Source organism: Serratia sp. Ser99 (assembly GCF_024519545.1).
Lineage (GTDB): Bacteria > Pseudomonadota > Gammaproteobacteria > Enterobacterales > Enterobacteriaceae > Serratia > Serratia liquefaciens.
Map to the genome: position 1 here is coordinate 821,276 of NZ_JALJRT010000001.1, position 25,057 is coordinate 846,332.

30 protein-coding genes are annotated in these 25,057 nt (G+C 51.3%); 13 read left to right on the forward strand and 17 right to left on the reverse strand.

The genetic code is table 11. The annotated features are described in order from the left end of the window. Entirely contained in the window at positions 1-1,779 is a 1,779-nt protein-coding gene (locus NR114_RS03945; protein ID WP_020826471.1) for a GMC family oxidoreductase, read from the reverse strand. Further along, on the reverse strand, positions 1,780-2,496 hold the full coding sequence (locus tag NR114_RS03950) for a gluconate 2-dehydrogenase subunit 3 family protein (protein ID WP_130015586.1): 717 nt from the start codon (positions 2,494-2,496) through the stop codon (positions 1,780-1,782). A 286-nt stretch (positions 2,497-2,782) separates the two neighbouring features. Here NR114_RS03950 and NR114_RS03955 point away from each other — a divergent pair, with 286 nt between their 5' ends. From NR114_RS03955 to NR114_RS03965, 3 genes are all read left to right on the forward strand, one after another. Continuing rightward, on the forward strand, positions 2,783-4,288 hold the full coding sequence (locus tag NR114_RS03955) for a PLP-dependent aminotransferase family protein (protein WP_046373813.1): 1,506 nt from the start codon (positions 2,783-2,785) through the stop codon (positions 4,286-4,288). Between the two features lie 190 nt (positions 4,289-4,478). After that, complete coding sequence (locus NR114_RS03960) at positions 4,479-4,931, forward strand: GNAT family N-acetyltransferase (protein WP_234529388.1); 453 nt, start codon at positions 4,479-4,481, stop codon at positions 4,929-4,931. A 21-nt stretch (positions 4,932-4,952) separates the two neighbouring features. Next, on the forward strand, positions 4,953-5,660 hold the full coding sequence (locus NR114_RS03965; RefSeq protein WP_234529387.1) for a GNAT family N-acetyltransferase: 708 nt from the start codon (positions 4,953-4,955) through the stop codon (positions 5,658-5,660). A 45-nt stretch (positions 5,661-5,705) separates the two neighbouring features. Here NR114_RS03965 and purB read toward each other — a convergent pair whose 3' ends face one another. The 6 genes from purB to rluE all read right to left on the reverse strand — a co-directional run bounded on the left by purB (position 5,706) and on the right by rluE (position 10,366). Then, the gene (gene purB / locus NR114_RS03970; protein ID WP_020826476.1) at positions 5,706-7,076 is read right to left on the reverse strand and encodes an adenylosuccinate lyase; all 1,371 of its coding nucleotides are present in this window, start codon (positions 7,074-7,076) and stop codon (positions 5,706-5,708) included. Positions 7,077-7,098: 22 nt separating this feature from the next. Beyond that, on the reverse strand, positions 7,099-7,725 hold the full coding sequence (gene hflD, locus NR114_RS03975; protein ID WP_020826477.1) for a high frequency lysogenization protein HflD: 627 nt from the start codon (positions 7,723-7,725) through the stop codon (positions 7,099-7,101). Between the two features lie 2 nt (positions 7,726-7,727). Continuing rightward, on the reverse strand, positions 7,728-8,831 hold the full coding sequence (gene mnmA / locus NR114_RS03980; protein WP_116691160.1) for a tRNA 2-thiouridine(34) synthase MnmA: 1,104 nt from the start codon (positions 8,829-8,831) through the stop codon (positions 7,728-7,730). A 95-nt stretch (positions 8,832-8,926) separates the two neighbouring features. Then, positions 8,927-9,373: an NUDIX hydrolase gene (locus NR114_RS03985; protein WP_048760698.1), complete on the reverse strand. Its 447-nt coding sequence runs from the start codon at positions 9,371-9,373 to the stop codon at positions 8,927-8,929. Between the two features lie 9 nt (positions 9,374-9,382). Then, entirely contained in the window at positions 9,383-9,718 is a 336-nt protein-coding gene (locus NR114_RS03990; RefSeq protein ID WP_234529386.1) for a lysozyme inhibitor LprI family protein, read from the reverse strand. Positions 9,719-9,739: 21 nt separating this feature from the next. Beyond that, positions 9,740-10,366: a 23S rRNA pseudouridine(2457) synthase RluE gene (gene rluE, locus NR114_RS03995; RefSeq protein ID WP_234529385.1), complete on the reverse strand. Its 627-nt coding sequence runs from the start codon at positions 10,364-10,366 to the stop codon at positions 9,740-9,742. A 132-nt stretch (positions 10,367-10,498) separates the two neighbouring features. Here rluE and icd point away from each other — a divergent pair, with 132 nt between their 5' ends. Further along, a complete protein-coding gene (gene icd / locus NR114_RS04000) occupies positions 10,499-11,752 on the forward strand; it encodes an NADP-dependent isocitrate dehydrogenase (protein ID WP_012006449.1) in 1,254 nt (417 codons plus the stop codon). 301 nt (positions 11,753-12,053) lie between these two features. Here the strand turns inward: icd and NR114_RS04005 are convergent, their stop codons facing one another. After that, on the reverse strand, positions 12,054-13,013 hold the full coding sequence (locus NR114_RS04005; RefSeq protein WP_256814003.1) for a GlxA family transcriptional regulator: 960 nt from the start codon (positions 13,011-13,013) through the stop codon (positions 12,054-12,056). A 119-nt stretch (positions 13,014-13,132) separates the two neighbouring features. On the opposite strand from NR114_RS04005, the gene NR114_RS04010 reads away from it, so the two are divergent. Beyond that, positions 13,133-13,774 (forward strand): HD domain-containing protein, encoded by a 642-nt coding sequence (locus NR114_RS04010; protein WP_256814004.1) that lies wholly within the window; start codon positions 13,133-13,135, stop codon positions 13,772-13,774. 330 nt (positions 13,775-14,104) lie between these two features. Here the strand turns inward: NR114_RS04010 and NR114_RS04015 are convergent, their stop codons facing one another. The 5 genes from NR114_RS04015 to NR114_RS04035 are packed head-to-tail and all read right to left on the reverse strand — an operon-like array spanning position 14,105 to position 17,339. Further along, the gene (locus tag NR114_RS04015) at positions 14,105-15,232 is read right to left on the reverse strand and encodes a phage integrase Arm DNA-binding domain-containing protein (protein ID WP_256814005.1); all 1,128 of its coding nucleotides are present in this window, start codon (positions 15,230-15,232) and stop codon (positions 14,105-14,107) included. Further along, a complete protein-coding gene (locus NR114_RS04020; protein ID WP_197820613.1) occupies positions 15,213-15,458 on the reverse strand; it encodes an excisionase in 246 nt (81 codons plus the stop codon). The genes NR114_RS04015 and NR114_RS04020 overlap by 20 nt, the downstream gene beginning before the upstream one ends. Before the next feature lie 36 nt (positions 15,459-15,494). Further along, complete coding sequence (locus tag NR114_RS04025; RefSeq protein WP_060659625.1) at positions 15,495-15,860, reverse strand: hypothetical protein; 366 nt, start codon at positions 15,858-15,860, stop codon at positions 15,495-15,497. Then, the gene (locus NR114_RS04030; protein WP_256814008.1) at positions 15,847-16,707 is read right to left on the reverse strand and encodes a DNA cytosine methyltransferase; all 861 of its coding nucleotides are present in this window, start codon (positions 16,705-16,707) and stop codon (positions 15,847-15,849) included. Before NR114_RS04030 ends, NR114_RS04025 begins: the two co-directional genes overlap by 14 nt. Beyond that, a complete protein-coding gene (locus NR114_RS04035; RefSeq protein ID WP_256814009.1) occupies positions 16,707-17,339 on the reverse strand; it encodes a 3'-5' exonuclease in 633 nt (210 codons plus the stop codon). Before NR114_RS04035 ends, NR114_RS04030 begins: the two co-directional genes overlap by 1 nt. Before the next feature lie 257 nt (positions 17,340-17,596). Between NR114_RS04035 and NR114_RS04040 the strand changes: the two genes are divergently transcribed. After that, positions 17,597-18,085: a hypothetical protein gene (locus NR114_RS04040; RefSeq protein WP_256814010.1), complete on the forward strand. Its 489-nt coding sequence runs from the start codon at positions 17,597-17,599 to the stop codon at positions 18,083-18,085. Positions 18,086-18,224: 139 nt separating this feature from the next. Here the strand turns inward: NR114_RS04040 and NR114_RS04045 are convergent, their stop codons facing one another. The 3 genes from NR114_RS04045 to NR114_RS04055 all read right to left on the reverse strand — a co-directional run bounded on the left by NR114_RS04045 (position 18,225) and on the right by NR114_RS04055 (position 20,507). Further along, positions 18,225-18,476, reverse strand: coding sequence for a hypothetical protein (locus NR114_RS04045; protein WP_256814011.1), 252 nt, complete (start codon positions 18,474-18,476; stop codon positions 18,225-18,227). A gap of 258 nt (positions 18,477-18,734) precedes the next feature. Continuing rightward, complete coding sequence (locus NR114_RS04050) at positions 18,735-19,658, reverse strand: hypothetical protein (protein WP_256814012.1); 924 nt, start codon at positions 19,656-19,658, stop codon at positions 18,735-18,737. Positions 19,659-19,856: 198 nt separating this feature from the next. Next, positions 19,857-20,507, reverse strand: a complete 651-nt coding sequence (locus tag NR114_RS04055) for a S24 family peptidase (RefSeq protein ID WP_256814013.1) — start codon at positions 20,505-20,507, stop codon at positions 19,857-19,859. Positions 20,508-20,606: 99 nt separating this feature from the next. Between NR114_RS04055 and NR114_RS04060 the strand changes: the two genes are divergently transcribed. The 7 genes from NR114_RS04060 to NR114_RS04090 all read left to right on the forward strand — a co-directional run bounded on the left by NR114_RS04060 (position 20,607) and on the right by NR114_RS04090 (position 25,054). Further along, positions 20,607-20,804, forward strand: coding sequence for a Cro/CI family transcriptional regulator (locus tag NR114_RS04060; RefSeq protein ID WP_256814014.1), 198 nt, complete (start codon positions 20,607-20,609; stop codon positions 20,802-20,804). Positions 20,805-20,831: 27 nt separating this feature from the next. Beyond that, the gene (locus tag NR114_RS04065) at positions 20,832-21,365 is read left to right on the forward strand and encodes a YmfL family putative regulatory protein (protein WP_256814015.1); all 534 of its coding nucleotides are present in this window, start codon (positions 20,832-20,834) and stop codon (positions 21,363-21,365) included. 198 nt (positions 21,366-21,563) lie between these two features. Further along, positions 21,564-22,607 carry a helix-turn-helix domain-containing protein gene (locus tag NR114_RS04070; protein WP_256814016.1) on the forward strand — a complete coding sequence of 348 codons (1,044 nt, stop codon included), beginning with the start codon at positions 21,564-21,566 and terminating at the stop codon, positions 22,605-22,607. After that, a complete protein-coding gene (locus NR114_RS04075; protein ID WP_256814017.1) occupies positions 22,604-22,951 on the forward strand; it encodes a hypothetical protein in 348 nt (115 codons plus the stop codon). The genes NR114_RS04070 and NR114_RS04075 overlap by 4 nt, the downstream gene beginning before the upstream one ends. Further along, the gene (locus NR114_RS04080) at positions 22,948-23,328 is read left to right on the forward strand and encodes a RusA family crossover junction endodeoxyribonuclease (protein ID WP_256814018.1); all 381 of its coding nucleotides are present in this window, start codon (positions 22,948-22,950) and stop codon (positions 23,326-23,328) included. The genes NR114_RS04075 and NR114_RS04080 overlap by 4 nt, the downstream gene beginning before the upstream one ends. Further along, complete coding sequence (locus tag NR114_RS04085) at positions 23,316-24,314, forward strand: DUF968 domain-containing protein (protein ID WP_256814019.1); 999 nt, start codon at positions 23,316-23,318, stop codon at positions 24,312-24,314. The genes NR114_RS04080 and NR114_RS04085 overlap by 13 nt, the downstream gene beginning before the upstream one ends. Before the next feature lie 44 nt (positions 24,315-24,358). Further along, positions 24,359-25,054, forward strand: coding sequence for a hypothetical protein (locus tag NR114_RS04090; RefSeq protein WP_256814020.1), 696 nt, complete (start codon positions 24,359-24,361; stop codon positions 25,052-25,054). Positions 25,055-25,057: the final 3 nt, after the last annotated feature.

Below are 25,057 nucleotides of genomic sequence, written 5' to 3' on the forward strand. Positions count from 1 at the left end.
TCAGGCCTGAACCAGCGGACCGGGGTTTTTTAAATACTGCGTGCGGATCGCCTCGGCCGAATAATAGGCCAGCGCCCCGACGATGCCGGTGGGGTTGTAGGCCAGATTCTGCGGAAAGGCGCAGGCGCCGGTGACGAACACATTAGGTACATCCCAACACTGCAGGTATTTATTCACCACGCTGGTGGCAGGGTTGTCACCGGTAATGGCTCCGCCGGTGGTGTGAGTCGACTGGTAGGGGCGCACATCGTAATGATCGCCGGTTTTTTTCACCGAAACCGCTATCTGTTTGGGCTTCATGGCATTGGCGATATTCACCATTTTGCTGGTGATGTGCTGTGTCATTTTGATTTCATTGTCTTTCCAGTCAAACGTCATGCGTAACAGCGGCAGGCCGTAGCCGTCCTTATAGGTTGGGTCGAGATCCAGATAGCAGTCGCGGTACGGCATCACCGAGCCTTCGGAGCCGATGCTCATTGAGTGCGGGTAGTTATCCTTGATGCCCTGTTTCCAGCCGCCGCCCCAGGCAGGCGTACCCGGCGGCAGCATCATTTGCTGGATAGGTCGGCCGCCGGTGCGGGTGGCAGAGATGTAGGCACCGCCGATAAAACCCAAATCGGCATGATCGAAGTTCTCGCCGTTAAGATCGTCGATCACCGTGCCGGCCGCGCCTGCGCCGATAAACGGATTGAAGTGGGTATTCTGGTCGTAAAACAGCGATATACCGCTGTTCATCTGATAGGCGTAGTTCTTGCCGACCACGCCTTCACCGGTCACCGGATCGTAAGGTTTGCCAATGCCGGACAACAGCAGCAGGCGAACGTTATGCAGTTGGAAAGCACTGAGGATCACCAGATCGGCCGGTTGTTCCACCTCTTGCCCCTGGGCGTTGATGTAGGTGACGCCGGTGGCTTTCTTGCCGGTGCTGTCCAGATTCACTTTGATTACCTGCGACTGGGTGCGCAGCTCAAAGTTTTTGCGCTGGGTCAGTACCGGCAAAATGGTGGTTTGCGGCGAAGCCTTGGAGTACATAAAGCAGCCGAAGCGCTCGCAGTAGCCGCAAAAATTACAGGGACCCAGCTGCACGCCGTAAGGATTGGTATAGGGCTCGGAGCAGTTGGCGGCGGGGATGGCGAACGGGTGATAGCCCAGCGATTCGGCGGCCTTGCCGAACAGCGAGCCGGAATAGAGCTGTTTCAGCGCCGGCGTCGGGTATTCGCTGGCTCGTGGCCCTTCAAACGGATTGCCTCCCTTGATGATATTTCCCTGCAGATTGCCGGCTCGGCCGGAAGTGCCGCACACTTTTTCGAATTTATCGAAGTAAGGCTCCAGTTCCTGATAACTCAGCGGATAATCCTGCAGCGTCATGCCCTCCGGGATCCATTTGGCCCCGTACTTTTCATTGAGGGTGGTGTGCAGCTTTAAGTCGGATGGCAAGGCACGCCAGTGCATGCCGTTCCAGTGCACGCCGGCACCGCCGACGCCGTTACCGGGCAGAAAAGACCCGAGCTGGCGGTAAGGCACGGCAAAATCTGCCGGGGTGTGGCGCACCGTGACCGTCTCATGCGCCATTTCCTGTGCCAGTTTCAGGCGAATGCCGTAGGTCAGTTCGTCGGCAATGCGCGGATAGGCAAAGTCCGGGTAGGTTTCACGCTGCTCACCGCGTTCCAGCGCCAGCACGCTCAGGCCGCTTTCGGTCAATTCCATCCCCATTATGGCGCCGGTCCAGCCAAACCCGACGATAACCACGTCTACCGGTGGTTTTTTAATTGTGCTCATTTAGGCATTCCTTTTGCTTGAAATACTGACCGGGCCGAGGGGATAAGGCTGATTGGGGCGATTGACCCAATCGGTGTAATCCGCGCGTGCGCCGGGGAAACCAATCAGTTTCCAGGACGCTAACGTCTGGTTACCGCCATGCAGCGGATCGGCCAGATAGCCTTCTTTGGTATTGGTCAGCAACTGGTCGAAAAACGCCTTGCCGGGCAGGGCTTCCGAGTCCAATTGGCCATGTTCCAGCGCCGTCAGCAGCTGTTCCTGCTCGGCGTGGCCCAGTTCGGCAAACACCTTTTGAAACTGCCGACGGCAGTGCGCATTCACTTCACGGATACCGATACGGTAAGTCTCGCGCGGCGTCAGCTTGGACTGATAGCCCAGTTCCGGCGGAGAGGGAACGAAGGGCGGATGCATGTACCACAGTCCGCCGTGGCCGTAAGGCGTTTCCATTTGTCGGTCGATAAATATCGGTACGCCCTGATCCACCGCACCGGGGCCGTTAGCGTCCGTCGGGATCAGTCGATCGCAGGCGGCCAGCAGAAATCGCCATTCGTCACCGTTGAAATAGACCGGGACATAGTGGCTCGATACGCCGGGGGCGGGTGCCGCCTTGGCTTCCAGTGCCATAATGCTGCTGCCTGCGGCGGCCAGCGGGATTAACGCCAATGTCTTTTTTAGAAAGTTACGCCTGGGCGGCGTAGCGTCGTGCTGTTGTGACATAATTCCACCTTGAACATGCTTCACAATTAATGCCTGCGCAGGCAATAGCGGCCTACGCCGCGGCTCTCCAGCAGCGGTAAACAGGCGGGGATGGGTAAACAGATAGTAAACAACCATATAAATAGCAAGCTACTGGTATGGTTGTTTTAGTGTAGGACTGGCGAACTGAATGAAACAATCGATGATCTGTTTCAAAACATTTTGTTCACAACTAAGTTGATGTAGATCAACTTATCAACATACATACCGCAGGTTTGTTTTCGGCAGACCTTCGACCCGGAGCAGCATGAAGCACAGTAGTGACAGCCGGCCGGATATCATCCAGGCCACCTTTAGTCGGCATCTACGTCAAGGCATGACGCGCAAAGCCGCGCTGCATCTGACCATCAAGCAACTGGTGACGGCGGGGGAGCTGGACTATCTGGCAAAACTGCCGCCCAGCCGCGTACTGGCTGCCCGGCTGGTGGTTTCGCGCGATACGGTTGAACTGACTTATGCCCAACTGGAGGCCGAAGGCTATATTGCCCGCGCGGTGGGGCGCGGCAGTTTTGTCAGCTACCAGCAAAATACCCTGATTGGCCGCGAGCTGCTGACTGACAGCTCTGCCGAAAGCGCTCAACTGGCGGAGTCGGAACTGAGTGTGCATGGCCGCTCCTTGCTGCTGGCAGCCCACACTCCGCACACCAGTCGAAGCGACTCACTGACCCCTTCCGTACCCGATTTGCGGCTGTTTCCCATCGATAGCTGGTTGCAGCTGGAAAGGCAGGCGGTGCGACAGGGTGCCGAGCGCCTGCTGGGGTATGCCGATCCTCAAGGGCTGGTGGAACTGCGGGAGGAGATCATTGACTATTTGCGGCGCGAAAGGGGCGTGAAGGCCAGCGCGGAGCAGGTGATCGTGGTAACCAGTTCACAGCAGGCGCTATCGCTGTGTACGCAGGTGTTGTTTAATCCTGGCGACCGGGTGTTCGTGGAAGAGCCGGGCTACCAGGGGGCCAAAAAATTGGTTCAGTCGGCAGGGATACTCGCCCAACCGATTGGGGTAGATCAATCCGGTTTGGATATCGATGCATTGATACGGGCAGAAGGGGGCGGGCGGGGCGTTTACATCACGCCCTCACATCATTATCCGTTGGGGCATTCGCTCAGCATCGACCGGAGGTTAAAGCTGTTGGCCTGGGCGCAACGTGAAAAAGCCTGGATTATTGAAGACGATTACGATTCCGAGTTCAATTACGACGGCCTGACCAGGGCATCGCTGCAGGGGCTGGATCAGTATCAGCGAACCTTGTATATCGGCACCTTTAGCAAGACGTTATTCCCGGGGTTGCGCATCGGTTTTATTATCGTTCCGCCTCAGCTGATTAAACCCATGGTCGCCGCCAAGCAATTCCAGGATGGTTATACTTCCGCATTGCCGCAAATGACGTTGTTCAAATTTATCCATGAAGATTTCCATACCGAACATTTGAGAAACATGCGCAAAACCTATCAGGCCAGGCTGGAGATTTTGCATGCAGCGGTTCATCAGCATCTTGGCACCTGGACTCAGCCACGTTTGCCGCAGGGCGGGTTGCAACTGGTTTGTCCGTTGGCGGACGCGGCAACTGAGCGGCGCCTGATTCAGGCCGCCGCCGCGCAGGGGATAAAGGTCTATGGCCTAATAGATTTTTATACCGGGCAACCCACGGAAGGGGCGCTGGTATTGGGTTTTGCCGCTTATTCCCCAGACGAGATTGTAAGATTCATCAAAAAGTTAGCTGCTATTTTCAGCGAGCTGCCGGCTGAGATCTGACTGCGGTTGCACATCGAAATTGGTCTGTTCACTGTTATTAATTGGTCTGTATTCAGTTCGCAATGGCGCAGGTATCCTACTGGTATTACGTTATTTTTTCTCAGAAAAGCCCCGATGACGCTTTGATCGCCATCACCCTCAGGGTGGCTTAAAGGCTGCGGGTTCACTTACTTAATACCAGAGAGGCACCATGCTCCCAATAACTCATGAAGCAGCAGTACGTAAAATACAAAACGCCGATAAGCCGCAGTGGTTGGAACTGTGGCAGGGGTACCTCCATTTTTACCGTGCGGACGTCTCGGCGCAGGTTACCGATCATACCTTCGAGCGTTTATGCGAAGATCAGCAGGTCTACGGCCTAGTGGCGGAAGATAGAAACGGCAACCTGCTGGGGTTCATGCATCTCGTTTTCCATCCTTCAACCTGGAGCTCGGCCGGCTATTGTTATATTGAAGATCTTTACGTTTCACCGGCGGGCCGCGGCAAGAAAGTGTCCGAAAAACTCTTCGAACAGGCCTATCAGTTGGCGGATGAGAAGGGCTGCGACAGAGTTTATTGGATGACGCAGGAATATAACGCCCCGGCGCGGTCGCTGTACGACAAGATAGGCAAGAGAAGTTCGTTTATCGTCTATACCCGTTAACGACAGGCCGCGAGGAAGTGTATGGTGATCAATCAGTTTGGGCAGCCGGTGGGCGAGCCATTATCCGATTGGCGGGCGGCGAAGCGCCCCGCGGGCGAGACGCTTAACGGACGTTTTTGCTGTCTGAAGCAACTCGATCCGCAGCGGGATTATGCGGCGTTGTTCAGCGCTTTCCAGCAGGCGGTTGATGGCCGGGACTGGACTTATTTATCGATAGAACGACCAGAAAGCTCTGCGGCGATGTTGCAACACCTGACCACCTTGCAAGCGAACGCTACGTTGGTGAATCTGACGGTGTTCGACGCTGTCAGCCAGGCACCGGTCGGGACGGTAGCTTATATGCGCATCGACGAAGGTAATGGCGTGGCTGAAATTGGACATGTCAGCTGGTCACCGGCGATGAAACAGCGCTCAAGCGCCACCGAGGCAATTTATTTGATGCTGCGGCATCTGTTTGAGGATTTGGGCTATCGCCGTTGCGAATGGAAGTGCGACAGTCACAACGCGCCCTCCAAACAGGCGGCGGCGAGATTTGGTTTTCTGCATGAGGGCACTTTCCGCTATGCGGTGGTCACCAAGGGCTGCACTCGGGATACCGACTGGTTTGCCATAACCGCTGACCGTTGGCCGGCAATCAAGGCGGGATTCGAGCAGTGGTTGAGTCCCGATAATTTCAATGCGCAAGGGCAGCAGATAAAACGCCTGCAGGATTTTATGCCACAGAAATAAAAGAGGCGGCCAAAAGGCCGCCTCTTTGCTATCGGAACAAAACGCTTACTTCAGCTCATCGACCATGGTCGCCGCGCGGCCAATATAGTTTGCCGGGGTCATGGCTTTCAGGCGGGTTTTTTCTTCTTCCGGCAGCGCCAGACCATCGATAAATGCCTGCATACCGGCGGCATCCACGCGTTTGCCGCGGGTCAGCTCTTTCAGCTTTTCATACGGCTTTTCGATGCCGTAACGACGCATCACGGTCTGGATCGGCTCGGCCAAGACTTCCCAGTTGTGATCCAGCTCGTCCAGCAGATGTGCCTGATTGACTTCCAGCTTGCTGATGCCTTTCATGGTCGCCTGATAGGCGATCAACGCATAGCCCAGACCCACGCCCAGGTTACGCAGCACGGTGGAGTCGGTCAGGTCGCGCTGCCAGCGAGATACCGGCAGTTTGCTGGCCAGGTGGCCCAGTACCGCGTTAGACAGGCCCAGGTTGCCTTCGGAGTTCTCGAAGTCGATCGGGTTGACCTTGTGTGGCATGGTTGAAGAGCCGATCTCACCGGCGATGGTCTTCTGCTTAAAGTGATTCAGGGCGATATAACCCCAGATATCACGGTCGAAGTCGATCAGAATGGTGTTGAAACGCGCCACGCAGTCAAACAGCTCGGCAATGTAGTCGTGCGGTTCGATTTGGGTGGTGTACGGGTTCCAGGTAATGCCCAGTGAAGTCACGAAGTCTTCGCTGAACGCATGCCAGTCCACTTCCGGGTAAGCCACGATGTGGGCGTTATAGTTGCCGACCGCACCGTTGATTTTACCCATGATCTCCACGCGCTCCAGCTGACGGAACTGACGTTCCATACGGTAGGCCACGTTGGCGAATTCTTTACCGACGGTTGACGGGGTTGCCGGCTGACCGTGGGTACGGGACAGCAGCGGAATATCGCGGTATTCCAGCGCCAGGCCCTTGATTGAATCGATGATTTTGCGCCAGTACGGCAGCACCACGTCCTGACGCGCAGTTTGCAGCATCAGCGCATGTGACAGGTTGTTGATGTCTTCTGAGGTACAGGCAAAGTGGATAAACTCGGACACCGCCTGCAGCGCAGGGATCGCGTCCACTTTTTCTTTCAGGAAATACTCAACCGCTTTGACGTCGTGGTTGGTGGTGCGTTCGATGGTCTTGATGCGCTGCGCGTCTTCTTCGCTGAATTCCGCGACGATCTTGTCGAGGAAAGCGTTTGCGTCGGCGTCAAAAGCCGGAACTTCTTTGATTTCTGCACAGGTGGCCAGTTTTTGCAGCCAACGTACTTCAACCTGCACGCGGAATTTCAGCAGACCGTATTCGCTGAAAATGGCGCGCAGTGCGCTGACTTTATCACCGTAGCGTCCATCAACGGGTGAGACGGCGGTCAGTGAGGATAATTCCATCGGTAGCAACTCCTGGGATCGATTAACAATGAGCAACGATATTTTGCGCCTGTTTAAACAGACGATTACGGGAAAACATTAACTGCAGGCGGCTGCCGCCAACCTGTTGCCACAGTACGGCGGCACGGATGCCGGCCAGCAGCGTGGCACGAACCTTGGCCTGCACCTGCGGATTCTGCAGAATGGCCGGCGAGCCGGTCACCTGGATGCGCGGCCCGAGCGGGCTGACCACGTCGACATAAATGCCGGCCAGCGCGCTGATAATGGTGTCTGATTCCAGATCGAAATGCGCCAGTTGGCGCTCAAGCTGGCCGAGACGTTCGCCAAGCTGGTTCATCGCCTGCTTATTGGCGTTGAGCTTGCGCTCCAGCACCATCAGGCTGATGGTGTAGCGGGTCAGTTCGGCACCCAATCCTTTATTGTTGGCGTTGAGCACGCTCATCAGCGTCTCGAGGCCGACTTTCAAATTGCGCTCTTCTCCGCCGAACACCGCCAGCGTGGAAGAGGGGTCCATCTGCAGCAGGCTGTTCAGCGAAGTATGGAAAGCTTCACGATCGCATTGGCCTTCGTGCGCCAACTGCTGAACCATAAGCGCCGCCTGGCTGATTCCAGCCATGGCCAGCGTAATGTCATAATAATTCTTCGCCACGATTACTCCTGTAAACGCTGTTCGATAATGCCGCCACCGAGGCAGATTTCATCCTGATAGAACACGGCAGACTGGCCTGGTGTCACTGCAGCGACCGGCTCGTCGAAACGCACTTCAATACGCTCTTCGTCAAGCGGGGTAACGGTGCACGGAATGTCCTGCTGGCGATAACGGGTTTTTACCGTACAGCGGAAGGGACCGGTCAGCGGCAGGCGATCGACCCAATGCAGCTGCTGCGCTACCAGACCGACGGACATCAGGCGCGGATGCTCATGCCCCTGGGCAACCACCAGCACGTTGTTGGCGACGTCTTTGTCCACTACGTACCACGGGTCTTCACTGCTGTCCTTCATACCACCGATGCCGAGCCCTTTACGCTGGCCAAGGGTGTGGTACATCAGGCCCTGATGTTCACCGACGGTCTGGCCGTCAACGCTGACAATCGGGCCCGGCTGTGCAGGCAGGTAGCGGCCAAGGAAGTCGCGGAACTTGCGTTCGCCGATAAAGCAGATGCCAGTGGAGTCTTTTTTCTTGGCGGTGACCAGATCCAGCTGTTCGGCGATGCGGCGCACCTCCGGTTTTTCCAGCTCACCGACCGGGAACAGGCTTTGCGCAACCTGCTCGTGGCTCAGGGTGTAGAGGAAATAGCTTTGGTCTTTATTGCCGTCGACACCGCGCAGCAGGCGGCTTTTGCCGTCGACGTCCTGGCGGCGCACGTAGTGGCCGGTGGCGATAAAATCGGCCCCCAGATCTTCGGCGGCGAATTCCAGGAAGGCTTTGAATTTGATTTCTTTATTGCACAGGATGTCCGGGTTCGGCGTACGGCCGGCCTTGTACTCTTCCAGGAACAGTTCAAAGACGTTGTCCCAGTACTCTGCCGCGAAGTTCACCGTATGCAGTTCGATGCCGAGTTTGTCGCATACCGCCTGTGCATCGGCCAAATCGGTCGCTGCGGAGCAGTACTCTTCATCATCGTCTTCTTCCCAGTTCTTCATAAACAGCCCAGCGACCTGATAGCCCTGTTGCTGTAACAGATAGGCAGTAACGGAAGAGTCGACGCCGCCGGACATACCGACGATTACTTTTTTCTGGCTGTTGTCTGACATGGGGATCTCACGAACTTGAACACGAACCGTGCTGATAAAAAACAAGCGCAGGATTTTACCACGTTGCCTGCGCCGGCGCACGGCACTTATTCATCTCAGAACGGCCAGTTATAGCTGCTGACCAGCGATAGCGGGTAACGTTCCGGCTGTTGGTAACAACGAAGGCTTTCCGCGACCAGTGCGGATCGCAGGTTAGGGGCCTGCAAAATCTCGTCGGCGCTCAGCCACAGACAGCGGTCGATATCGCTGTCGTGCGGTTCGGTCGGCAACTGCTGTTCGAGCTCGATGACAAAGCAGAAGCGCAGAAACGGCGTATTGTCCGGTGCGATCCACTGGTGCAGCTTGAGGAATGACTGTGGCGTGGCGCGAATGCCGGTTTCTTCCCACAGCTCGCGCTCGGCGGCCTGCACCAGCGTTTCGTCGGCTTCAAGGTGCCCGGCCGGCTGATTCCAAAGCGCCTTGTTATTAATCGTCTCTTCGACGATCAAAAACTTGCCGGCGGCGTGAACCACGCAGGCAACGGTGACGTGCGGTTTAAACATAAAGGTCCCTTACAGCGGCTTATTGATATGCTGATAGATGTCATCCAGTTCGGTAATACGGGCCTGATAGCTGCCTGAGAGACAACTGACGTCGCTGCCGCACAATTTCCGCTGCGCCAGCCAGCGCTGTTGCTGGTCTTGCATCTCACCGCGCACTCCCATGGCGAACAGGCCATGTAAAAACTGGTACTTGGTCGCCATTTCCACGTCTTTGTCACTCAGCGTACGGCTGGCGCAGATGGCCTTTTCGTCGGCACTGACGGCTTTGGCGCAGTCAAAACTGGCGGCCTGAACGGCAGGAACCGAAAGCAGGGCGGTGAACAGTAGCGTGGTTAATGTTTTCATCGTTGCTGCTCCTCGGGCTGGTTACAGTGAGTCCAGGGTTTTCCATTCACCGGGCTGCAATTCGCCCAATGAAAGATTACCCATACTGTAGCGAATCAGCCGCAGGGTAGGAAAGCCGATGTGTGCAGTCATGCGACGCACCTGGCGATTTCGGCCTTCATAAAGGGTGACTTTCAGCCAGGCGGTGGGGATTGATTTGCGTTCGCGAATGGGCGGATTGCGCGGCCACAGCCATTGCGGTTCTGCGACCAGCTCAACGCCTGCCGGCAACGTTGGGCCGTCTTTGAGCGTGACGCCATTGCGCAAAGGGGCCAGGTCGCTTTCCTGCGGGGCGCCTTCGACCTGCACGTAATAGACTTTTCCGGCACGTTTGCCCGGCTGGGTGAGTTGCGCCTGCAGCTTGCCGTCATTGGTTAGCACCAATAAACCTTCGCTGTCGCGATCCAAACGCCCAGCGGCGTAAACATCGGGAAATGGAATGAATTCTTTCAGGGTGGTGCGGCCGGCTTCATCGGTAAATTGCGGCAGCACATCGAACGGCTTATTGAATAACACCACGCGACGCGGCCCCTGTGCGACTGCGGGTTTGGCGGGAGCAGGCTTGCTGAATCGTTTAACTTTGTGATTTTTAACAGAGAATTTTTTCATAACAGTTGAGATTACGGATGATAGGCGCATTATAACCAAATCCGTTTCGGATTGGCGCGGACTGAAAATTCCAGTAGTATCTACACGCATCTTACAAAGCATTAACAAAAATTGCGCTTGAAGGAGAGGTTGATGGAAAGCAAAGTAGTTGTTCCGGCAGAAGGTAAAAAGATTACGGTCGATGCCCAGGGTAAACTGGTTGTTCCGAATAACCCGATCATTCCGTTTATCGAAGGCGACGGCATTGGCGTTGACGTTACCCCTGCTATGATTCACGTGGTTGATGCAGCAGTGAAAAAGGCCTACCACGGCGAACGTAAAATCTCCTGGATGGAAATCTATACCGGCGAAAAATCCACTCACGTTTACGGGAAAGACGTGTGGCTGCCGGAAGAAACCCTGGATCTGATCCGTGACTACCGCGTTGCCATCAAAGGCCCGCTGACTACCCCAGTCGGTGGCGGTATTCGCTCCCTGAACGTGGCCCTGCGCCAGCAACTGGACCTGTACGTGTGTCTGCGTCCGGTGCGTTACTACCAGGGCACTCCAAGCCCGGTTAAACAGCCAGAGCTGACCGACATGGTGATCTTCCGCGAAAACGCCGAAGACATCTACGCAGGTATCGAGTGGAAAGCCGGTTCTGCAGAAGCAGACAAAGTGATCAAGTTCCTGCGCGACGAAATGGGCGTGAAAAAAATCCGCTTCCCAGAGCAATGTGGTATCGGCGTGAAGCCATGTTCTGAAGAAGGGACAAAACGTCTGGTACGTGCGGCGATCGAATACGCGATCACCAACGACCGCGACTCTGTGACCCTGGTTCACAAAGGCAACATCATGAAGTTCACCGAAGGTGCCTTCAAGGATTGGGGCTACGAACTGGCGCGCGAAGAGTTTGGTGGCGAACTGATCGACGGCGGTCCATGGCTGAAAATCAAGAACCCGAACACCGGTAAAGAGATCGTGGTAAAAGACGTGATCGCCGATGCCTTCCTGCAGCAAATCCTGCTGCGTCCGGCTGAATACGACGTGATTGCCTGTATGAACCTGAACGGTGACTACATCTCCGACGCCCTGGCCGCGCAGGTTGGCGGTATCGGTATCGCACCTGGCGCCAACATCGGTTCCGATTGCGCGCTGTTCGAAGCCACCCACGGTACCGCACCTAAGTATGCCGGCCAGGACAAAGTGAACCCAGGTTCCATCATCCTGTCTGCAGAAATGATGCTGCGTCACATGGGCTGGTTCGAAGCGGCTGACCTGATTGTTAAGGGCATGGAAGGCGCAATCGCTGCCAAGACCGTGACCTATGACTTCGAACGCCTGATGGAAGGCGCTAAACTGCTGAAATGTTCAGAGTTTGGCGACGCTATCGTTAAACACATGTAATAGTGTTTTAGCGTTAAATGATAACGGGAGCCTGATGGTTCCCGTTTTTTATTATTCAAATTGCAACGGTTATCAAAACATTATCAAAATAAGTTATCAAAACTCGGCCATTTTGGCATTTTGAGTTTATAAATCTAAAGAGTGAGTTCAGTCCAAACCATAGGAATGGGGTAGTTCCGTTCGCAAATTACTTGTTTGCTTTAAACAAAACCACTAACTACATAAGTCTAGTTTGAGGGGCAGTTTTAAGCGAGAAGCGGACGTATGACTTCTGTGTTTTATCGCCATTGTGCTGTCACTATTATCGGCTTACCATCTTTCGGTAGGCGGCAGGCGTAATACCTGTAAGTCGGCTGAAAACACGCCGCATAACATCCGGACCTGAGAAACCGCATTCTGCGGCTATTTTTTTCGCGGGCAGCTTCTCTTTTTCAATCAGCAACCGCGCTTTAGAAACGCGCTCGCGTTCCAGCCACTGAGCCGGAGTCAAACCGATCTCCTGGCGAAAAATGCGCGTAAGATGCCTCTCACTAAGCTTGATGTGTTGCGCTAGCATGGAAACAGAGCCAATCTCTTTAATATTCTGAATTGCCCAACGCTGAAGATCCTGGAGCGCCGAGCGGCCATTCAGGGATAGTTGGCTGCGTCTGATAAAGTGAGACTGATTAACTGGCCGGCGAAAGAACATGACTAACTGATCAGCAACCTCGGCCGCAACTTCACGACCCAGATCTTCTTCTACCAGCCTCAGTGCCAGATCGAGGCCGGATGTAACGCCGGCGGCAGTACGCACCCTACCATCGGCGATAAACAGAGCATCGCTTTCCACCACTATTTCAGGATGCCTGATAGAAAGAAGTTCCGCACAATTCCAGTGAGTGGTGACCTGCTTACCGTTGAGTTTTCCAGTAAGAGCCAGCAGCAGCGCGCCAGTACACACAGATCCAAACCGCTCACTTTTTTCGCATAAAGCGGTAATACCCGCTAGGACATTGTTCTCTGGCGTATAACCAGTCATACCTGGGGCACCCGCAATGAGAAACGTTTCAGGTGCAAGTTCTGAGATATCCGCGAGCGAAAAATCCGCCTCAAGCCTGACGCCGGACGAGGCCTGCACAACAGGGCCGCTGACGGAAACGACATATAAACGGTAAAATTGACGTCCTAAAATTCTGTTAGCCTCAGCAAAAACATCTATAGGCCCGCCTACATCAAGCAACTGCGCACCCGGCACCGCCAGTATGGCTATGGTATGACTCATTTTCTCCTCCCGGCGTCTGAAAACATCCAGATGTCCCTACTAGTCGTTAAAGTGCGGTAGAAGACATGGATGATAAACTCTAATCTAGAAGCACGCCATAGCCATCTAAGGAGTTATTCATGAGTTCTGCAATTAAAGGTATCAGCGTTCCGGACAGCCGTATGGCCAGAGAAGCCACTGAATTTATCAGGGACAACGAAACAGAGCTGCTGTTTAATCATTCAAGCCGGGTTTATTACTGGGCGGCCCTAGCCGGACAGGAAAGGGGGCTGAAAGTAGACAGTGAACTGCTGTATATTGGCTGTATGTTTCATGACATTGGACTCACCCATGAGTATTGCAGCTGTGACAAACGTTTTGAAGTAGACGGCGCAAATGCGGCACGTACCTTTCTAGAAGGGCATGGTATCGCTCCTGCTGATATTGATAAGGTGTGGACAGCCATCGCACTGCATACCACACCAGGAATACCTGAGTTCATGGCACCAGAGATAGCACTGGTCACTGCAGGAGTGGAAATGGATGTGCTGGGAATCGATTATGAAAAATTCTCAGAAGAAGATATTAAAGCTGTTACGCGGCAGTATCCCCGTACGTCAGCATTTAAAGAGGATATTATTCAGGCATTCTATGACGGTATAAAACACAAGCCGCAAACGACATTTGGTAACGTAAAGGCTGATGTTATTAAGGATAAGGAACCCGATTTCACACCTTTTAACTTCTGCAACATTATACGGCAGTCACGCTGGCACGGCTGAGCCTCCGGTACACACTAATTCAATGATGCCGAAATGATGTTCAGCATAATTTATGGTTGATGCCTGCACAGAAAGCGCATGCGTTTAGGTAAAGCAGATATGCGCTTTTCTGTTTCAGTTAACAGCTGGCGTATATACCGAAAAGCAAATTACTATATGCTTTTGAGATCTGTATTGCGCATCAAATACCGTTATGCCGCGTTTGTTATTCATAAGACCTGGATCCGCTTCTGGCACTAAGATGACGGTCAGATCGAGCCTAAATGATTTCAGATTAAGTTGAATATAAAATAGCTAGTGTAAACAAATTAGTGAGGGTATCTCTTCAGGCTAGCAACTCACTTTCATCCAGTCCTTCCCCCTATCATCATGATAGCGATCCGTCTGAGATTGTGTTTTGTGTCCCAGAAGTATCTGCGTGTTTATGCCCTGAGACTTATACAGCCTTTCGGCGAGCGAACGCTGTTCATGAAACGTTGCAGGTGTGCCATCCCCCCAATCAATATCAGTTTTATCTCTGGCTTTGCTAAAATTGGTTGTCAGTGTATTTCCGGGAACTTTTGCACCACGTTGGGCCATTGATGTCGAGCGGAAGTAATGTACAAGATACTGACTAACAGCATAATCTCGGCAGCGTGAAATTACCTCCCGTAAGGATATTTTTAATGCATCGCAACGAAGATTAAGAGGTAATGCCAACTTTGCACCAGTTTTCTCCTGTATAACATGTAAGTGATCATCCCAGATATCGCTGAATTTCATTGATGAAATGTCACCTAAGCGCTGTCCTGTAACGACGGCCAATAACATCGAGTTGCCCATGTATCGGTGCTGTTTATCAGCAATGTCGAAAATCTTCTGCCATTCATCTAGATTCAAACGCTGCCTGGTAATCTTCCTGCGCGGTTGCTTTGTTGCTAGCGCGGGATTGTAGCCCGGAGGAACCTCACCCACGTGCTGAGCCTCTTTGAATACATCAATCAGCACTGAGCGAACAACCTGGCCCATACGTGGCTGTCCGGCGTCGGTGTACTCATCCAACAACGAAGCTATATCTCTGGCATCCACCTCGGGCAAGGATTTCATTGCAAATTTTTGGCGTAGAAGGTCCACAGGTTTACGTTTTTGTTTAAATGTGTTGGGCTTGATATCACCTGTGCTCAGTCGCTCCTCCTGTATTTTCCAATACCGATCGAGCCAGGTACTGACAGTTATATCTTTACCCTTAATTTGTGCCACACGATCGCTAAGTGCCAGGATTTGCCGGCTACGCTGCTCCGCTAGTCGGCTATTGGCTTCGATCGCAATCTCACGAGCTTCCTGCTCATTGTCACCAAGAGCATGGTACTTCCCTGTAACTGGATGCCGGTATCGCCAGTAGACCTTATTCGCCTTACGGCTAAATAGCGGATACAGGTTAGGAATATCAACATTGTTCTTACGCGGTCTGGCTGCCATCTTTCAGTATCCTTTGGAGCTTCGGATTGTCATTGTGCTTAATGACCGGAGTAGTGAGTGGGCCAACTAGCTCAGCATCTTCTCGCACACGCCATAACTTGCCTTCCTTACGTGCGGGCGGGGCGAAGTGGCCCTCTTTAGCACAACGCCGCAAGGTATTTAGAGAGGGTGGTTTGCTGCGGTATCGCTCCGCAGCCCATTCTTCAAGCGTCAACATCTGTAGCATCAAGTACCTCCACACATCACCCGCCGCATACGGGCATTAATTCAACCGTGACATGTCACACACTGTTAATTTGGTTTCATGCCACCCGTAGGTTTGCCAGCACTCAGAATCACCAAGGAAATAACAACCTGCTGGGTCACCTGGTAGTTTGTCTTTGCACTTACCGCAGCACCGTTTATTCCGTGCCGCCAGCTGCTTTTTTAATTCGGCGTTATCCTTCCTGATCAGCATGGTGATGTATTCATCTAGGTCGTATGGCTCGCGTTGTGGCCGGCGAGCTGCACAATTCTCTCGTAACATCTCAGCCTCTTGCTGATCTAGCTTGATTTCGACAGGGACAATACCCGCCAGTCGCTGGCGCTCGCGTTGGGCTGCTTTACGCTCTGCATTAGTCTTCGCCATGGATGATCTCCATATATGCATTTATGAAGGTTTGCGCAGCTTCCGCATTGATAGCATTGCCGTAGGCGCGCAGTCGTCCCACTCTTGCGGTAGCCCCATTAACCAACGGGAATGAGCCGGGTCTAACTGGCCGCCACTTTCCATCCCTGCAGAAGAGCCAGTCAGCATCTCGCCAGAAACCATTAGTCTGGCTTGGGTTCCTGCTCCGGAGGTAGGCCTTGCTGCCTTTTCCCCATCTAATTCCTTCGGGTCTGGCCATGTTGTCAACCACGCCACTCGTCCCAGCAATGAGTTCAGTGGAACATTCAGACATTCTTTTCCGTCCTTCCAGTCCCTCGTGGTGGGTGTTGGCCACCCAGTATGCGCGGTCACGGATGTGCGGAGAGCCGACGCCCGCAGACGGGAACGGGACAATCCCGAAGGCGTAACCCATTGTTTCCAAGTCAGCTTGTACAAGGTCGAACCAAGCATTTGCGTTGCCGCTTGCAACTTGCTCGCCAAAGACGTGCTCAGGGCGGCACTCGCTGATGAGCCAATGGAAATGTGGCCATAGGTGCCGCTCGTCATCAAACCCGCTGCCTTTGCCTGCCGCGCTGAAAGGCTGGCACGGACAAGAACCTGTCCAGACTGGTTTATCGTCAGGCCATCCGGCGTTGCGCAAGGCATATGACCAGACTCCGATTCCGGCGAAGAAATGGCATTGAGTGTAGTTTCGTAAGTCATCGGGTTTAACATCCTCGATTGAACGCTCATCAACATCCCCTGGCGCGATATGACCAGCAGCTATCAAATTACGGAGCCACAGAGCGGCGTATGGATCAATTTCGTTGTAATACGCAGAAGCCACTACAACTTCCTCAGTTCGGCATCCATTTGGAAGCTATTTTGTTGATAGGCAATGGCCATTTGCTCGGCATCATTCATCGCATCATGGAGCGAGTTATGCTTAACAACCGCAAAGCAGGGCTGGTGGGTTTTAGGTAGATAGCCACGGTTTCCCTTTGTCATTGCGTCGATATAAGTGCGTACGTCACGTTTGCCACCCCAATGCCAAGGGCATTCGATCCCGTTAGTTCTATAGGCATGCTCCAGGATAGAACCATCGAAGTCAGTGCCACGGAAGAATATCCGGGCATCTGGATGGGCTTTTATCCAATGAGAGAGCAGGGCGAGGCTTTGGCCAATTGACTCTCTGTCTCCCGCAAGAGCTTCATGTGCATCTTCAGATTGTTCACGCCACCAAGCTTGGGTCTTGACGCTTACATTGCGGCCCTGCATTAACTGACCGAAAGTATCTACCAGGCAGTAGAAGGCCGTATTTGAGTAATCAGCCAGCTCTGCATCACGGGCTACTTGGATAATGCTTTGTTGTGTCTGACGAACGTCAGAGATATCGAATGCAAATGCCCCAATGGATAGAATCACAGCACTTGGCTTGGTATCCATTGTTTCGGTATCTATCGTAATGGTATTGATCATGTTAATTACTCCACACTGATTTTCGGCAAGGCGAAGCCCTGCCAGAGTTTGGCAAGTTTTCAAATATAGAAAATACGACTTAGATAAGAGGACCTACACCCGCATAGCGTAGGTCCTCGGTCAATTACTCACACATCAGGTGACGCACCGCATTGCTATGCAGTTTTTAAAATACTGCAGAACGTCACATCATATGTTTTAATGTTAAAAGTTTGTACGAAAGAAACTTATTGGCATTTTAAAAGTAAGGAGTTCTCGTGGCTAAGCTAAAACAAATCCCATACGAAGGTAACGAATATTATTATGGCGTTACTATTGATCATTTTAAGAACATTGCTCTGGGTGTGTCGGGTGTGCTTATTTATAACATTATTAATGGAGCCGCCAACTGGGATAATCCGGGCATGTACGGAGTGTTCACGCTGATCTTACTTTCAGGTGCCGTGCATCTATTTTTAAAAAGCCATAAAAATTGGGGGTACGGAAGGGTATCTACCTTCAAGTATAAGGATTTTGCTGCCAAGTTTATTAATATCATCCTACTCGGTTTCTGTGGAGTGTTTTGCTCATACGCCTATGACATCATGATTGTTTCCAACGATGCCCCTGGGAAAACGCAATTCGAGGTGTTTACCTATATTTGCAAAGCTGGAGCTTGGATGTTGGCTTATATTGCTTTGTCAAGTTTGTTCACTCATTTTGCTATTAATAAAGTAATAGAACCTGCTGATATGCATAAAGCTTGAATCCAGACTTAACTAAGGCGGATTTACGCAGATTATTAAAGAGCGAAAAAAGTGCGGCTGACACCAACCCAGCGAACAGCCGCCAAAACTACACACAGCATAAATTTTTGCCGGATATCTGCGCTTGCATCTGATTGGCCTACTTGCCAAGAGATAAGTGCCTGCCTGGATAAATGTTAACTTTGGCGGCATCTGAAGTTTTTCGTGCCGTCATTTCATCCCCAGCCAAACCGATATGGTTCTGAAGATCTGCAAGCCCTTCGGCATGCAATGCAACCACATCATTTCCGGTATGCTTTGCATGCTCGATCGAGCTGATTCCCAGTTTTGCTTTTGCTTCAATCACCTTCCAGAACTGGATGGAAGCTGCGCTATCGTTCGATTTACCCATCCCTAAACCCCTTAATGAGTGTCACTGCTTAGCGAATCATCCCGATCTTCGTGTGCATCGGGCAGCTACTTCGTGGGCGTCCTGCCTGTTCGCTACTGATACACTTAATGTAGGTTATCTTACATTTCAAGTCAATGTTTTTGGTAGGAAACCTTACATTTAAGGTTGAGTGAGTGGTTGGTACCATTAATGGGGTGGTAACGGAGACAGGGAGGGAGATGGCACAAAAAAATCCGGCTCAGTGGCCGAATGTTTTGATTATTCGAATGGAAGGCCTATTTGTCTCTGAGGGTTTATTATCTTCTTAACATTCACTATTTCGTAGGATGTTTTTACGCCTTTGTCTGTTAAGTGCTGAGTTACCTTTAAATCAACGAGCAAGAGGTCTCCTTTGGCAAAAGTAACAGACTGATCATCTATGGCCTTTAGAAATTTTTCGTCACTTACTTCAGCATGAAACGGGCTGGAACCATCTGAAAAATGCCACTTATGCCCCTCTCGGAACGAGATATCCAAAGGATGGAGAGCCCTCTCAGTTATAGACTCAGAAATGATTAATTCCTCAGTGCTATCTACTTTGAAATATGAAGCTTCTAACTTACTAACCTCAACGAACGTTTTACCGTTATCTGTAGTTACGGCGAAGCTATCAATTCCATCCCTTTCTAAAGGTTTTGTGATGACATTTTCAAGAGACCTTCTTAATTTTTTATTTTTATATAAATCAATTACTTGTGATTCAAAAATTTCGAATTCATCATCAATATATATCTTTGAGCAACCATCAAATGTTGGCTCTATTCGTTTGATCTTTTTTGGCCCCAGCCATTTGATCAGTTGGATAAGGCCTTTGATAGAATGCTTTGATGCTAAATATCCAAATCCTACCAGACTGATTATATTGCAAGCTGCAGAAGCACTATTTCCAGAGAAAGCGCCTATGATTTGGCTGGATAATGACGAGGATTGTGCGATTAGATCGACTCCAAAGGAGCCAGCCTTGAAGGACGCATTCACTTTGACGGATATGCGTTTTTCTTTTCCATAGATAGTTTTACCAGCTTCCTCTAAAGCATCAGATAGCGCTAAAAGTGCAGGGGCAAGATCGCGCACGTCCATCTCATGCGTATCTAAAGCTGGTCCATCGTAAACTATTCTGAACTTCATATCGTCATTATCCATCAATGCCTATCCTGTGCACCATGATAACCCTGTTTTTATATACAGTAAAATTTGAATGAATCACCAAAATATCGTGTGGTAGTCACGATACACTTAAACCATATTCAGCTGCTTCCTGGAAGATCTATCCCCTTAAGCGGTGTGAACTTCTTCGGCAAAGCCGTAATTGATTAAAATCCCACTGTATAGGCCTTTCGGTTAAAGCAAAGAATCAGTTACTGCGTCGTTATCTACATGGCGTGAGGCTTTCAGGATGCCAGCAACATACTCGACTTTCTGAACCTCACCTCGACCTATCGTGATAGGGCGGTGATCCTGGTTAATGCTGGTGAACTGGTACTCACCCTCGCGGGTGTAGTTGAGAACTTTGATCATGTTGTGGCCGTCGCTGGTTCGGACGAATACCTCATCACCAGGGTGGATTGTTGTTGCAGGCTCAATCAGAACAAATTCACCTGACTGAATACGTGGCCACATGCTGTCACCCCTAACTCGGAGCCCATATGCATTCGGGTCATCGCTGTAAATTTTTAGCCAACCACCACGGTACTCTACCATGTCGATCATGCCATCAACTCCTAGAACGGCATCACCAACTACAGGAACGAGCCCTGGTCGAACCTTGCCTACAAATGTAATGTTTTCGTCAATGTCGCCACCTTCAAGAAGCCAGTGTGGATTGCAGCTTAAGGCAGCAGCTAGTGCCTGCAGGTTCTCACCACCAGGTTTGTAGTCGCCCGACTCCCAGCCAGTGACGGTGACACGATTGACCCCTACGCGTTTGGCTAAGGTGTCTTGAGTTAGTTTTAACTCTTTGCGTCTTGATCGAATTCGGTCATTCATTTCCATGTAGGTAATCCTACCATTTACCAATGTAGGATTCCTTTACCTTGAAATGTAAGATATCCTACTGTCAAAGTGTTCTATTTCCTTACCAAAGAGTCAGCCATGAAAAAAGATGATGTTATTTCGTACTTCGATGGGGTAGGCAAAACAGCCAAGGCATTAGGACTGTCACATGCCTCTGTATCGGGCTGGGGGAAAATTATTCCCAAAGGTCGAGCATTCGAGATCCAAGTTCTTACTGGTGGTGAACTGAAAGTTGATCTCTCTCTTTATATAAAGTCTACCGCCCCAGCGGCTTAACCAAAACCACAGAAGCGGAGAAGCCTTGTGGACAACAAAGACTTTCCTACCCAAGACGACATTAGTGAAGCAATACACAAGCTGATCACTCAGTTCCCAGGCAAGTACAGCGCAATGGCGAAGGAGTTGGATCCGGTTGCCGGTACTGAAAACGCACTGCGTAACCGCGTCCGCCAAGTATCAGGGCAGGTAGTGCCGTTGGGCATGGCTGTAGAAATGGAATCAATCTCAGGCCGTAGCGATATCACCGAGGCGATGTGTAAACACGCTGGTGGCGTATTCGTGAAGCTTCCGGAAATCGAGCAGGCGGATAACGAAGAGTTGTTGATCAAGTTCAACGAGCTGATGTCAGCACTCGGCCTGTTTGCAAAAGCACATAACGAATTTACAGCTGATGGGGTGCTGGACAACGACGAGAGCAGAAAGCTGAAAGCTAAGGGTTACCGGGTTCAATCGCTGGTGGCGGAGATATACGCCGTGACGGTGATGATGTTTGGAGAGGGTGACGCCCAGGATATGCGGTCCCGGGCGTCGAGTGCATCAATTAAACGTGTGGAGTAATTAACGCATGAACAGATTAACAGAATCTCGTTTGCGTGGGCAATTTCGTTGTGTAGCTGCAAGCTGCGCTAAACCGCCAGTGCCGTTGCGTTATGTGATGAGAATACCGGGCGGCTGGTTGCCTGTCACCCACAGCGCATTGCAGGAAGTTGTGGATCGCTTTAAGTATTTGGCACTACCGGCGCCGAGGGTTATTGCATGAGCGTAAAAGTCTCCAGCTATGTATGGGACGGCTGCGCTGCGCACGGTGTGAAGGGTACCAAGCTGCTTGTAATGCTTCGTCTGGCTGACTTCTCGAATGATGATGGGATCTGCTACCCGGGTATCGAAAAGATTGCCCGTGAGATCGGTGCTGGCCGGAGTACGGTCACGACTGCGATCGGCGAATTAGAAAGTGATGGATGGCTGACACGCAAGGAACGCCGTAGGGGCCAGCGCAACGACAGCAATATTTATACCCTGAACGTGCCTAAGCTGAAAGCAGCGGCGTTAAGCGTCGAGTCTCACCGTCCAGTTTCTGACACGTCAGAATCTGACCATTCAAAATCTGACATGTCAGGATCTGAACGTTCAGAATCCGACCGTTCAGAAAACACGAAAAAAGGCAGTTCTCACCCGCCAGAATCTGGGGGGGATCCGTCAGTAAATTCAAAACAAGATCCATCAGTAATAAAACCTGTTGGTCAACCGGCTACGCCAGCCGACCCGCAACCCGCCGATTCGTTGAAAATCGATTATCAGGTTGTTCTCGAAACATTCCACACCACGCTGCCGGAATTGCCCAAGGTTATCAAAATCACTGATAGCCGCCGCAAGGTGCTGCGCAAGCTCTGGAAAGAATACGACCTGACCGAAGAGAAATGGGGCGCTTACCTCCGCTACATCGCTAAAAAATGCCGTTGGATGCTGGAAGACCGAGCAGATACCAACACAGGCAAGACCTGGCGCAAAAAGGACTTCGACTACCTGATCACCGAGACGTGTTACCTGAGCGTGAAAGAGGAGCGGGCTAATGACCTGCCAAAAGTTCAGAAGTTTGACAACGCTGCGCGAGACGAGGCTTACACCCGCCTGATCTCACAGCTTCGTAAGCCACAAAACGAGGTGGAACGTCTAGCTAAAGAAATGGCTGGGTCATTAGGCCGCATGAGTGATTACGACGCACGTCGGGCATTCGTAGGCATTTGGGCTCAAGCGGTCACCAAGGCAAGCGAGAACGACTTAGCGAGGTTGGCATTATGAAAAAATTAACGATCCCGGTAGACGTATTCGAAAGCGAACGCGTTAACAGCGGCATCCGTCGGTTAATCCTCGCAGGCATGCTGAAGGACAACCCTGAAAATCAAATGGGCCGAGTAATTCAGGCAGCGGCCGGCGCCAAGTGGATGACTCTCCGCGACCTTGAACGAACCGTATTCATGATGTTTTTCGTAGCTGACACCCAGGCGGCGATTAGTGCCCGGCTGCGTGAAGTTGACCCCAAACTGCATGGGCTGGTGAAGGAAAAGCGCACGCTGAAGGATCCGGACTCGGGCAAACTGGTTTATTTCTACCGACTGGTAGCCGTAGAGGAGCAGCCAGCATGAAATTAACGTTGCCATTCCCCCCAAGCGTTAACGGCTACTGGCGTTCGCCGAACAAAGGATCATCCCGTGGTCGTACTTTGGTCAGTGAACGCGGTAGGGCATTTCAGACCGAGGCTATCGCTCAAGCGATGGAACAACTGCGCCGCCGACCAAAGCCAATTAGCGCGGATATATCTGTAGTGGTGGTGTTCTACCCACCAACTAAAGCCCGTCGTGACCTGGATAACTTCTTCAAGGCGCTATTTGACGCCATGACACAGGCTGGCGTGTGGCTCGATGACAGCCAGATTAAGCATATCGATGCTAAGTGGGGGCCAGTCATCAAGGGCGGCAAGGTTGAACTACAGATCAGCGAGGTGGTGCCATGCGTGGGCTGATAAAAGGGTTCATTGTTCGCGAGCTGGGACAAGTAATCTTTAAGCCTGATGCTGAACTACTGCCTATGTTTGGTGATCGGGTGCTGGTGGCCACGGTTCCTACAGAGTTTCGCAATATGCCCTCTGGTGCGCTGCCGGCAGTTAAGCAGCAGTTAGCCAGTGATCCGCGTTTCCGCCCGTTCTTTCAGCATGAGCGTGTTCTTGCTGCCGCTGGTGGCATCAACAGCCTGGAGAGTTGGCTAGGTCGCCGTAACGAATGCCAGTGGAAGTGCGCCGAGGACGATTATCACGACAAGAACATGGATACCATGCGTTATGGCGCCGGTGCTATTCGCCTGTGCTGGCACCATGCGAACTTGTACCGGGATAAGACCATGGATGAGCTATCAGCCATAGCAGATCAAAATATTGCTGACTTCGTGGTGTACCGGGCCAGAATTCACTTCATGTTTGATGAGAGCCACCAACTGACTTTACCGGAACTCTGCTGGTGGGCCTGGGTGAATGAGGTCATTGATCTGATCCCGGATGATGTCGCTGCCGCCTCGTTACGCATTAAACCGCGCACCATCCCAACCGGGCACCGAAGAGAGGCAGATATTACCCCTAGTTTGTCACCTACCCAGCAGATAGCGGAGATAGCCAAGAAGGCTGCAAAGGTGTTGGTAATCGATCCGGAGCCGCCAAAGGCATTATTCAAGATCCCAAAGCGCGAGCGATGGACGAGTGAAAAGTTTACTCGTTGGGTTAAGTCTCAGCCGTGCGCTTGCTGTGGCAACCCATCAGATGACCCCCATCACATCATCGGTCATGGTCAGGGTGGCATGGCCACCAAGGCACACGATTTTTTTACCATTCCGCTTTGCCGGAAACATCACGATGATTTGCATCGTGACATGTCACGGTGGGAAGAAGAGCACGGCAGTCAGATCGATTTGTGGTTTAGGTTTATAGACATATCCTTGTCTATTGGTGCGATAAAATAATATAATACATATCTAGAAGACGATTCTTTATTAAAAGGTGTAATATGCAAAACATTTCTTTTCAACAATCATTAGAGCATGAATTTTCAAAGGATTTCGGCTTTGATGGTTTTTCATATAATCTTAAAGAGTGCTTTAAAAAATATAATATTATATTGATAAGTAATTTTTCATTTGGTGGTGGAAACGATGGTTTGCCGCCAGAGTTACCTCGTATACAACTAAATGACGAGTTCGGATATTACTCTATATCCATGTCTCTTCGAAGGGTTGATTTTAAGGTGGACTGTACAAATTTTGATTTCTCATTTGATAAGTTCAAGATATTAGGTGGTGAAATTATAAATGTGTTAAAGGAGTTAGGAGCGGAGCCTTTTAAGAGGAGTGTTTCAACATCTGTCGTAATAAAAATGGATAAGCCGGTGGAGTACATGAGGAAACACTTATTGAATCAGAATAACGCTTTTTTTGATAGTCGTTTGGCGTGCAACTACTCAGTGAGTATGACTGATGGCGTAGAGTATGAGAAAGGATGGGCATTAATTAGGATTACAAACATCTCGGATGCTTTCAGAAATATTGATGGAGGGGTGACTGAGAAGTTTATACATGTATACAGAGAGGTCAATAACTTTCCTTCTGATGCAAATTACTCAAGGTTGTCATACGATAAATTTATGGAAGTTGGAGCAGATAATTTCTCTGAAAGATCAATTAAAGATGTACTTGAGTTGGAGTAGTTA

Bases quoted from the DNA above. Each gene is read 5' to 3' on its own strand.
- NR114_RS03945 (WP_020826471.1), bottom strand. From the start codon at position 1,779: ATGAGCACAATTAAAAAACCACCGGTAGACGTGGTTATCGTCGGGTTT.
- NR114_RS03950 (WP_130015586.1), bottom strand. From the start codon at position 2,496: ATGTCACAACAGCACGACGCTACGCCGCCCAGGCGTAACTTTCTAAAA.
- NR114_RS03955 (WP_046373813.1), top strand. From the start codon at position 2,783: ATGAAGCACAGTAGTGACAGCCGGCCGGATATCATCCAGGCCACCTTT.
- NR114_RS03960 (WP_234529388.1), top strand. From the start codon at position 4,479: ATGCTCCCAATAACTCATGAAGCAGCAGTACGTAAAATACAAAACGCC.
- NR114_RS03965 (WP_234529387.1), top strand. From the start codon at position 4,953: ATGGTGATCAATCAGTTTGGGCAGCCGGTGGGCGAGCCATTATCCGAT.
- purB (WP_020826476.1), bottom strand. From the start codon at position 7,076: ATGGAATTATCCTCACTGACCGCCGTCTCACCCGTTGATGGACGCTAC.
- mnmA (WP_116691160.1), bottom strand. From the start codon at position 8,831: ATGTCAGACAACAGCCAGAAAAAAGTAATCGTCGGTATGTCCGGCGGC.
- NR114_RS03985 (WP_048760698.1), bottom strand. From the start codon at position 9,373: ATGTTTAAACCGCACGTCACCGTTGCCTGCGTGGTTCACGCCGCCGGC.
- NR114_RS03990 (WP_234529386.1), bottom strand. From the start codon at position 9,718: ATGAAAACATTAACCACGCTACTGTTCACCGCCCTGCTTTCGGTTCCT.
- rluE (WP_234529385.1), bottom strand. From the start codon at position 10,366: ATGAAAAAATTCTCTGTTAAAAATCACAAAGTTAAACGATTCAGCAAG.
- icd (WP_012006449.1), top strand. From the start codon at position 10,499: ATGGAAAGCAAAGTAGTTGTTCCGGCAGAAGGTAAAAAGATTACGGTC.
- NR114_RS04005 (WP_256814003.1), bottom strand. From the start codon at position 13,013: ATGAGTCATACCATAGCCATACTGGCGGTGCCGGGTGCGCAGTTGCTT.
- NR114_RS04010 (WP_256814004.1), top strand. From the start codon at position 13,133: ATGAGTTCTGCAATTAAAGGTATCAGCGTTCCGGACAGCCGTATGGCC.
- NR114_RS04015 (WP_256814005.1), bottom strand. From the start codon at position 15,232: ATGGCAGCCAGACCGCGTAAGAACAATGTTGATATTCCTAACCTGTAT.
- NR114_RS04020 (WP_197820613.1), bottom strand. From the start codon at position 15,458: ATGCTACAGATGTTGACGCTTGAAGAATGGGCTGCGGAGCGATACCGC.
- NR114_RS04025 (WP_060659625.1), bottom strand. From the start codon at position 15,860: ATGGCGAAGACTAATGCAGAGCGTAAAGCAGCCCAACGCGAGCGCCAG.
- NR114_RS04035 (WP_256814009.1), bottom strand. From the start codon at position 17,339: ATGATCAATACCATTACGATAGATACCGAAACAATGGATACCAAGCCA.
- NR114_RS04045 (WP_256814011.1), bottom strand. From the start codon at position 18,476: ATGGGTAAATCGAACGATAGCGCAGCTTCCATCCAGTTCTGGAAGGTG.
- NR114_RS04050 (WP_256814012.1), bottom strand. From the start codon at position 19,658: ATGGATAATGACGATATGAAGTTCAGAATAGTTTACGATGGACCAGCT.
- NR114_RS04055 (WP_256814013.1), bottom strand. From the start codon at position 20,507: ATGGAAATGAATGACCGAATTCGATCAAGACGCAAAGAGTTAAAACTA.
- NR114_RS04060 (WP_256814014.1), top strand. From the start codon at position 20,607: ATGAAAAAAGATGATGTTATTTCGTACTTCGATGGGGTAGGCAAAACA.
- NR114_RS04070 (WP_256814016.1), top strand. From the start codon at position 21,564: ATGAGCGTAAAAGTCTCCAGCTATGTATGGGACGGCTGCGCTGCGCAC.
- NR114_RS04075 (WP_256814017.1), top strand. From the start codon at position 22,604: ATGAAAAAATTAACGATCCCGGTAGACGTATTCGAAAGCGAACGCGTT.
- NR114_RS04080 (WP_256814018.1), top strand. From the start codon at position 22,948: ATGAAATTAACGTTGCCATTCCCCCCAAGCGTTAACGGCTACTGGCGT.
- NR114_RS04085 (WP_256814019.1), top strand. From the start codon at position 23,316: ATGCGTGGGCTGATAAAAGGGTTCATTGTTCGCGAGCTGGGACAAGTA.
- NR114_RS04090 (WP_256814020.1), top strand. From the start codon at position 24,359: ATGCAAAACATTTCTTTTCAACAATCATTAGAGCATGAATTTTCAAAG.